This is a genomic window from Massilia sp. UYP32 (assembly GCF_050434365.1).
In the GTDB taxonomy this organism is placed as follows: Bacteria; Pseudomonadota; Gammaproteobacteria; order Burkholderiales; family Burkholderiaceae_D; genus Telluria; species Telluria timonae.
On record NZ_JBNDIK010000050.1, the window covers coordinates 1 to 7656 of the forward strand.

5 protein-coding genes are annotated in these 7656 nt (G+C 64.6%); all 5 read right to left on the minus strand.

Annotated features, from left to right (window positions below; genetic code table 11):
- Positions 1 to 219: 219 nt before the first annotated feature.
- From ABIB42_RS25630 to ABIB42_RS25650, 5 genes are read right to left on the minus strand one after another with little or no spacing between them, the layout of a single operon-like run.
- Complete coding sequence (locus ABIB42_RS25630) at positions 220 to 1422, minus strand: DUF3322 domain-containing protein (protein ID WP_005664657.1); 1203 nt, start codon at positions 1420 to 1422, stop codon at positions 220 to 222.
- A complete protein-coding gene (locus tag ABIB42_RS25635) occupies positions 1419 to 4787 on the minus strand; it encodes an ATP-binding protein (protein WP_219861677.1) in 3369 nt (1122 codons plus the stop codon). The genes ABIB42_RS25630 and ABIB42_RS25635 overlap by 4 nt, the downstream gene beginning before the upstream one ends.
- Complete coding sequence (locus ABIB42_RS25640) at positions 4784 to 5380, minus strand: DUF4194 domain-containing protein (protein ID WP_005664653.1); 597 nt, start codon at positions 5378 to 5380, stop codon at positions 4784 to 4786. The genes ABIB42_RS25635 and ABIB42_RS25640 overlap by 4 nt, the downstream gene beginning before the upstream one ends.
- The gene (locus ABIB42_RS25645; protein WP_184240555.1) at positions 5377 to 6831 is read right to left on the minus strand and encodes a DUF3375 domain-containing protein; all 1455 of its coding nucleotides are present in this window, start codon (positions 6829 to 6831) and stop codon (positions 5377 to 5379) included. The genes ABIB42_RS25640 and ABIB42_RS25645 overlap by 4 nt, the downstream gene beginning before the upstream one ends.
- A 6-nt stretch (positions 6832 to 6837) precedes the next feature.
- Positions 6838 to 7479, minus strand: coding sequence for a type 1 glutamine amidotransferase family protein (locus tag ABIB42_RS25650; protein ID WP_005664648.1), 642 nt, complete (start codon positions 7477 to 7479; stop codon positions 6838 to 6840).
- Positions 7480 to 7656 lie beyond the last annotated feature (177 nt).

The following is a 7656-nucleotide window of genomic DNA, read 5'->3' on the forward strand; positions in this document are numbered from 1 at the left end:
CTTATCGACTGTTAATTTTTAAAGATCAGAATTCGGTGCTTCTTCTTGCTGCATCGTTGCGAATCGTTGTGTTCGTCAGCAGCAGAGAGGCGAGAGTATGAAGTGTTTCTCATTTTTCGTCAACCCCTTTTTTCTCTTCGCTTTCGCTACCGTGAGGTGGCGTCTGCGTCGAGGAGCGAGACTATAGCAAAGCGCCAGCGCCCCCGCAAGGGCCAGTTTTCATGTTTGTCGAATCGCGTCGACCGCCCATGTGTAGCCAATGCGCTCCTGCTCGAGGCGTAAGCGCTCCCCAAGGATATCGCCGCGCAACTGCAGAAACAGCTCCCGCTCCTGCTCCGTCAGCCTCATCAGGTCTGCCAGGCAACGTTTGTCGCCATCCTCCTGCCCCCATACATGGCGATGTGCCTGTAACGTGTCGGCATCCATCAGCAGCGATGCCGCGCCCGGGATCGACGCCCGCAGGCGATCGAGGATCGCAAAGCCATGCGTATCGATATCGCCCCAGTACAGGACGCGCCGGCTGCGTAACCAGTCCACCTGCGCCAGGCGGTCGATGCCATAGCCGCCACCGAACACCACCATGCTCGACTCCACATCGGGAAATGCCAGTGCATTCACCTCGTTCTCCGTGATGTAGACCCGGTCCACGCCCGTGCGCAATGCGGCGAACTGCGCCACAGGCACCATCAGGTCGGAGCAACCGCCGACATAGTGCCGCTGGTCGAGTATGCGGAAACGAATTTGCGCTGGTTTTCCCAGCAGCCCGTAACGCGTGTCGAACTGCCGCGCGCCGACGGCGCCGGCATCGATCGATTCGGCAGGCAGCACCTGATCGAGCAGTTCGGCCATCAGCCCCTTGCGCACTTCGATGAACTTCGTGTCGACACCCGGGATATCGAGCTGACGCAGATAGATGCCTGGACGTGGATTCGCCACGAACCAGCGCAGCACGGCCAGGACGCGCTCCCATCCATCCCCGTGCTCGAGCAGGCGGAGCGGCTGCCTGGCCAGCCAGGGACGAAGGACGGGAAACGCGCCGAGGGTCATGGCGACCAATTCGTCGAAGCGCCGCGTGTCCGCGCCACGGCCGATCATGCGCAGCGCCGACGCTTCCGACTCCACGATGGCGGCAACCGGGATGCGGTTGCGCCCCAGCTGGCGGTGGTTGATGTCGCGCCAGACCAGCTCATAGCCATCGCCGCGTTCTGGACGGCTGCTGCTGCGCAAGGCGCCGATCCAGTCGCGCACGAGGTCGAACTGCTCGCCCATGGCTGCGACCGAAGGTTGCCGCAGCCGGACTTCATGCGGAAACAAGGCGACGCCGTCCAGGCGCGCCGCCAGGATAGCGCCGCTGTCCCACAGGCGCTGGACGCTGGCGACGATGTCGCCCGGCGACGACCATGCGCTGCGCGCCGCCATCATCCGGCCCGCGCACCGCGCTCGGCGCGGTACTCCTCGATGCTCAGGTAGCGCAGCATCGACTGCCGACCTTCTTCGCTGTGCACGAACCCCAGGCCGGCGACGTATGGCTCGATGATGTGGATCTTCTGCAGCGGCGTCACGATCAGCAGTTGCAGGTTCATGCGCCGGAACAGCTCCAGCCCATAGCGCGCAGATTCGTCGGAACCGCGTCCGAACGCCTCGTCAATGACCACGAAGCGGAACGAGCGCGAACGCACGGCGCCCCATTCGAGGCCGAACTGGTAGGCCAGGCTGGCTGCCAGCACCGTGTAGGCCAGCTTCTCCTTCTGGCCACCGGACTTGCCGCCGGCGTCGGTGTAGTGTTCATGCTCGCTGTCGTCCTCGCGCCAACGCTCGGACGCCGAGAACACGAACCAGTTGCGCACATCGGTCACCTTGCGGGTCCAGCGCCGGTCCATCTCGGCGCAGCCTTCGCGGCCCCGAAAGCGCTCGATGATGCGCCGCACCTGCAGGAATTTCGCCTCGGTGTACTCCTCGTCGCTCGACCCGGTCAGCGCGCCTTCGGTACAGCTGCGCAGGTCTTGCTGGAAGTCGCGCAGGTCGGCGTCCAGGCTCGGTTCCGCCTCCAGGGCGATGTAGCGATTCGGGTTGTAGTCGATCGCATGCAGCGAGGTGTTGATGGTCTCGACCCGCTCGCGGATCGTTTCGCGCTCGCGCTTGAGCTGCGACTGGAATCCGGCGATCTCGCGGATCGTGTTTTCGTTGAGCAGCTCCTTGAACTTGCCGGCGAAGCGCGGCAGGTCGTCGGCTTCCAGCACCTGCAGCATGCGCCGGAACTCGGGCGCCGCCTCGATGCTCACATCGACCTCGCGCGCATCGAGCGGCCAGGTAGTCGCATAGTCCTGCATGGCGGTGATGATCCTGTCGCGCAGTGTCGCGATGCGTTTGCTGTCGGCGTCGATGCGTGCCTGCACGAATTCACGCATGTCGCGCTCGCGGTTATCGCATGATTCGACCGTCAGCGTGTGCTCGCCCAAGGCCTGCTCGCGCAGCGTCTCGAGCACCGGCAGCGTAGTGGCGCGCATGGCGTCGTCGATCGCACCGGCAAGCGCCTCGCTCTCGCCCAGCAGGCTGCGGGCCTGGCTCAATTTCTCCACCAGCGTCGCCAGCGCGGCATTGGCCTGTGCATGCTGCGCATCGATGCCGGCCTGGACGTCTCCGAGATCGCGCAACTGCTGCTGCAAGGTGCGCAGCAGGTCGGACGATGCCGCCAGCTCCTGCTGCTCGCGCTCGAGCCTGTCGATCATCGCCACCAGCGGCTTCCAGTCGAGATCAGCGAAGCTGGCGAACACCGCCAACTGCTGCCAGAGACCGAGCACTCTGCCCCATTCGGCAGCTTCGCGCTTGAGCTCGAGGATTTGCCGGGTATGTTCCGTGATACGCGTGGACAGGTCGCGCTCCTGCTTCTCCAGCGCCGCGATCTTCGCCTCGTTCGACCAGCCCAGCACATAGCTGGTGCGGTCGCCGATCTGGCGCCGGTCATCCTTTTCGTGACGCTCGCCGCCCGACTTCACCTGTCCGTTACGGGTGATCGCGCGCTGCTCGCGCCGAAACAGTTCCATGGAGTCGCAACAGGCATAGTCGAAACGCCGCGCCAGCTCGCCCTCGATCCAGGCATAGAGCGGCGAATCCGGCTGGATCGACAGCTTGCGCACCAATGAATGCGGATGCAGGGATGGCGGCTCGGCCGGGGACAATGGCCGCACCCGGTAATACACCAGGCGCGCGCCAAGGTGGGTACGCTCGGCCCATGCCGCCACCTGCGCGTAATGCTGTTCGGGCACCAGCAGCGACAGGCCGAAGGCATGCAGCAAGCGCTCGGCCGCCCCTTCCCAAGCACGCTCGTCCTCGCGCACCTGGATCAACTCGCCGATGAAGGGCAGCGCATCAGGCGCGATCGTTAGCGCGTCGCACAAGGCCTCGCGCAGCGTGAGCATCTGGCGCGGAATATTGGACCGGCGCTTGCGCAGCGATTCGAGTTCGTCGGTCAGTTCGCCGTGCAGCTTTCTCAGCTCGCGCACCGTCACGCCAGCCTCGGTCAGGCGGTTGCTGCGCTCGTCGCGCTGCGCGACGCAGGCGGCCTGGCCTGTGTCAATGGCGCCCCGGTTGGCATCGAAGGCGCCGGCATCGTGCGGCGCCGGCAAGCCGAGCGCCGAGGCGATCAGCTCGTACTGCTGCGCGCGCGCGTTCTTTTCGCTGCGAGCGGCGTCGACGCGCGCGATCTCGCCCATGATCTGTTCGATCCGGTTGCCGCCATTGGCCGAGATGGCGGCGGTCAGTTCGTCGCGGGTACGGGCGTGTTCGCGCCGCTCCTGCTCCAACTGGGCCAGGCGGGTGGCGGTGCGTTCCTCGTCCGCTGCCAGGTTGGCGATGCGCTTGTCCAGCAGCTCGGTCTTGAGCAGCGCGAACCAGGGCCGCAGGGCTTCGCGACAGATCCGCAGCTCATCCATCTGCGTCACCAGCGCCGCGTGGCGATCGCAGTCGGCGTTCAGGGGTTGCAGGCGCTCGATCTGCGCGCGCGCCTTGAGCACCGCCTCGTGGGCCCGGTTCAAGTCGTCGAAGTGCGTGATCAGCATGTCGATGCGGGCCTGCACCGGGAACGGCTCGAGCATGTGCTCACGCACGAACTCGGTCAGGTTGCCCACCGATTTCATCGACACCGTCTGGTTGAACAGGTCCATCGCCTGTTCCGATGCGATGCCGAAACGGCGCCTGAAATCGGCGCCATAGGCTGGGAAGCTGTCGTGCAGAGCAATGCCGGACCGCGCTCGCAGGCGCTTGCGCAGCTGATTGATGTCGGCGAAGCCCGAAAAATCATCGGCGATCGTCAGCGCCGTTTCGGCGACCACATAGAATCGCTCCGGCTGGCCGCGCGGGTCCTTGAACCAGAATACCTGCGCGAGCGTGATGGTCTCCTCGTAGCCTTCGTTATGGAACTCTCCGAGCAGCACCGAGTAGCTGTGCTGGTCGCGCAGCGCGACCGCACGCGCGGAGAGGCCGGTGTCACCGCGCTCGGACTTGAAGTGGCCCAGCACATAGGTGCGCAGCGAGCGTTCGCGCGCGTCGGCGCCGGCCGCCTTGTTGTACGAGATCTTGTTGAACGGGACCAGCAAGGTAGTGAGCGCATCGACCAGGGTCGACTTGCCGGATCCGATATCGCCAGTCAGGAGCATATTGGCGCCGTGCGGCTGCATCCTCCAAACGCGCTGGTGGAAGGTGCCCCAGTTGTACACTTCGAAGCGGCGCAGGCGGAAGCCGGCCTGCTCGGTCGCCGTCGCCAGCTCGGGATCGGGTCCGGCGTTCATTCGACGCCCTCCTTGCCGGCGCTCGCCCCGGCATGCCTGGCATAGCCGTCCAGGCGCTGGGCGAAGTCGTCGAGCCACTGGGCATCGACGAAGGCCTTCAATACGCGCCGCACTTCGAACTGCCCGTCCTGACCGCGCAGGCGCCGCAGGAAGCCGAGGTCGACGACCTTGCCGAGATGCGTATCCATGCGGTCGAGCAGGCGCGCTTCGTTGGCGGTATCGGGCAGGAACAGGCGCATCTGGTCGACGATGTCCTCGCGGCTGACGACCAGCCGGGTATCTGCACTGAGCGCGTCGAACTCGGCCAGCTTCTTGCGCAGCAGGACCAGGATCAGGCTGACTGGGAAGCTGAGCTGGCGGCGCTGGACCAGACGCGGCAAGTCCGGCGTCTCGGGCTTGGACGCCCGCTGGCGCAGATAGGCATAGCCCTCCGCCTCGTCAAGGATCAGTTCGAGCCCGATCACGCTGCAATAGTCGCGCACGCGCGCCTGCAGGTCGAGCAGTGCCTGCCATTGCGGCTCGGCGTTTTCGCGATACAGCACGCCCTGGAACAGGGTGACTACCACTTGTCCCAGCTGGTCGTCGTCAATCATTCGTCCTCTCGTTCCCGTAGTGTGAAGATTACCATCGGCAGCGTCGCCTGACGCTGGTGGCCATCGGCGCCGGTCCAGCGGACGCATTCATCGCGCTCGTCGTCGATCACGGCGGCCACGTCCTGGGTCGCCAGTTTCAGGTAGGTCGCCAGTTCGGCCAGGCCCTGCTCGATCGGATTGTCCATCACGACCGCCGCCAGCGATACCTGGCTGCGGGTCTGCAGTGCGCGCCGCACGTTGGATGCCAGGCGCACCTGGTCGACGTAAACCTGTTCGAACAGCGCATCGGACAAGGCGGTCGCGCCGGCCTCCTCGACTTCCACCGCGCGAATGTCGGCCTTGAATGGCGGCGTGTAGAGCACCCGCTCCATGGGCAAGGCGAACTCCGGCCCGGCGTCGTCGATGTCGGCGAAGGCCGCATCGGGAACCTGCCCGCGCAGCGACAGCGCTTTCTGTTCGACCTGCCGGATCAGCTCCATGATGCGGCGGTTCTCGAGCCAGGCCTGGTCATCCAGATAGCGGCGCAGCTGCTCCGACAGGCGCGCCACGGTGCGCTGGGTAACCTCGCCGGCTTCCAGCCAGTCGTAGTGGATGCGGCGCAGGCGGCCGTCGGGTTCGAGTTCGCGGATCGGCGCGAGCGCCATCACCTGCTCCAGCAGCTTGCCCAGTTCATCCTGGCGCGACGGCGACATCAGCAAGTCCCAGAAGGCGCGAAAGCTCTTGCCTTCGTCGGATTCGGTGATCAGGTCGCGCCAGCCGAAGATCTGCTGCAGCAGTTCGCCCTTGCCGCCGTCCCAAGTGGCGATCCTTTCGCGCACGCTGCGGTCGAGCATGCGGAAGTTCTGGTCGAGCGCACGAAAATCGGACAGCAGTTCACGCGCGGTGGCCGCCATTTGCAGGAAGCGTTCGCGCACCTGGGTCGGTTCCATCAGGGTCAGGTGGCCCTCCTTGATCCGCGCGATTTCGGCGTCGATGTCCGCCTTGCGTTTCTGGAGTTCGGCAATGCGCGCACGGGGATTGAGCTCGGTGCCGTCGGCGATCTGCTTGAGCAGGTCGAACACGGTCATCAAGCGCGACTCGGTACCGATGAAAGCACGCTGGCCCAGGCCCTGCAGCCATTCCAGGGCCTGCTCGGCAGGCGAGGTCAGATCGTAGTGCGGTTCGTCTTCGCCTGGTGGATAGTATTTGCGCAGCCAGCCGCGGTCGTCGGACGCCCAGTCGTCCAGATAGCTGGCCGCGGGCTTGGGAAACAGCTGTTCGCCGGTCAGCTCATGAAGCTGGTACAGGTGATCGTCCAGTTGCGACACCAGCTGCTGGCGGGCAATCGTGCGCACATTGGGCGCGACAAAGCTGCGGTGCAGGAAGCTGGCGATCATCGGCGCGTGGTCGGCGGCGAGGAGCCGCCAGGATGGGTGCGCGCGGCGCTGGGCGAGAAGCTGCTGGTAATCCATCGCGCTCTATGAAGGAATGGCGGACGCATCCGACATCGATGCGACCAATTCATGGTACCAGCGCTCCTGGCGGGTCTTGTGCAAGCGGTACCAGGCCTTGGTGGTCTCCGGCTTCCAGACCTTGAGCATCTTGAGAACTTCGTAGGAGAACTCGAGCGGCGCCAGGCCGGTTGCCGTGATCAGGTTGTCGCCGCGGACAGCCGGCTCCTTGCGGTACATGTGTTCACCGCGATAGTCGGGGCAGGATGCTTTCAACAATCCGGGGTCGTTGGAAGTGTGGCGCCGTGCATTCAATGCGCCGGTGCTGGCCAGGCCGACGGTCGCGCCACAGATGGCGGCGACCTGGTGGCCTTGGTCCAGCGCGTCGCGCGCCAGTTCGAGGGCTGGTCTTGCTTGTGCAGACTGCCAGATTTCCGCCCCTGGAAGCAGGAGCAGATCGTTGTCGTCCATCCGGATGTCGCCGATTGCGATATCCGGCGCATGGGTCACGCCGCCCATGCTCGTCACCACGCCACGGCTCAGGCCTGCCTTCAGCAATTGGAAGTCTTGCGATGGATCTGCGAAAAACCGGCGGCTATGCAGTTCTGCCGTCAGGTATCCGATTTCCCAATCCGCCAGCGTGTCGACGACAACGAGATAGACCTTCATCGCTTTTCCTAGGTAAGAGAACAGTATGACCTTGGGATTTTACGCGTCTCCAAAGCAAAAAACCCCACCAGGATCACCTGGAGGGGTTTTTCATATAACTAGCCTGACGATAACCTACTTTCACACTGGTTGCAGCACTATCATCGGCGCAAAGTCGTTTCACGGTCCTGTTCGGGA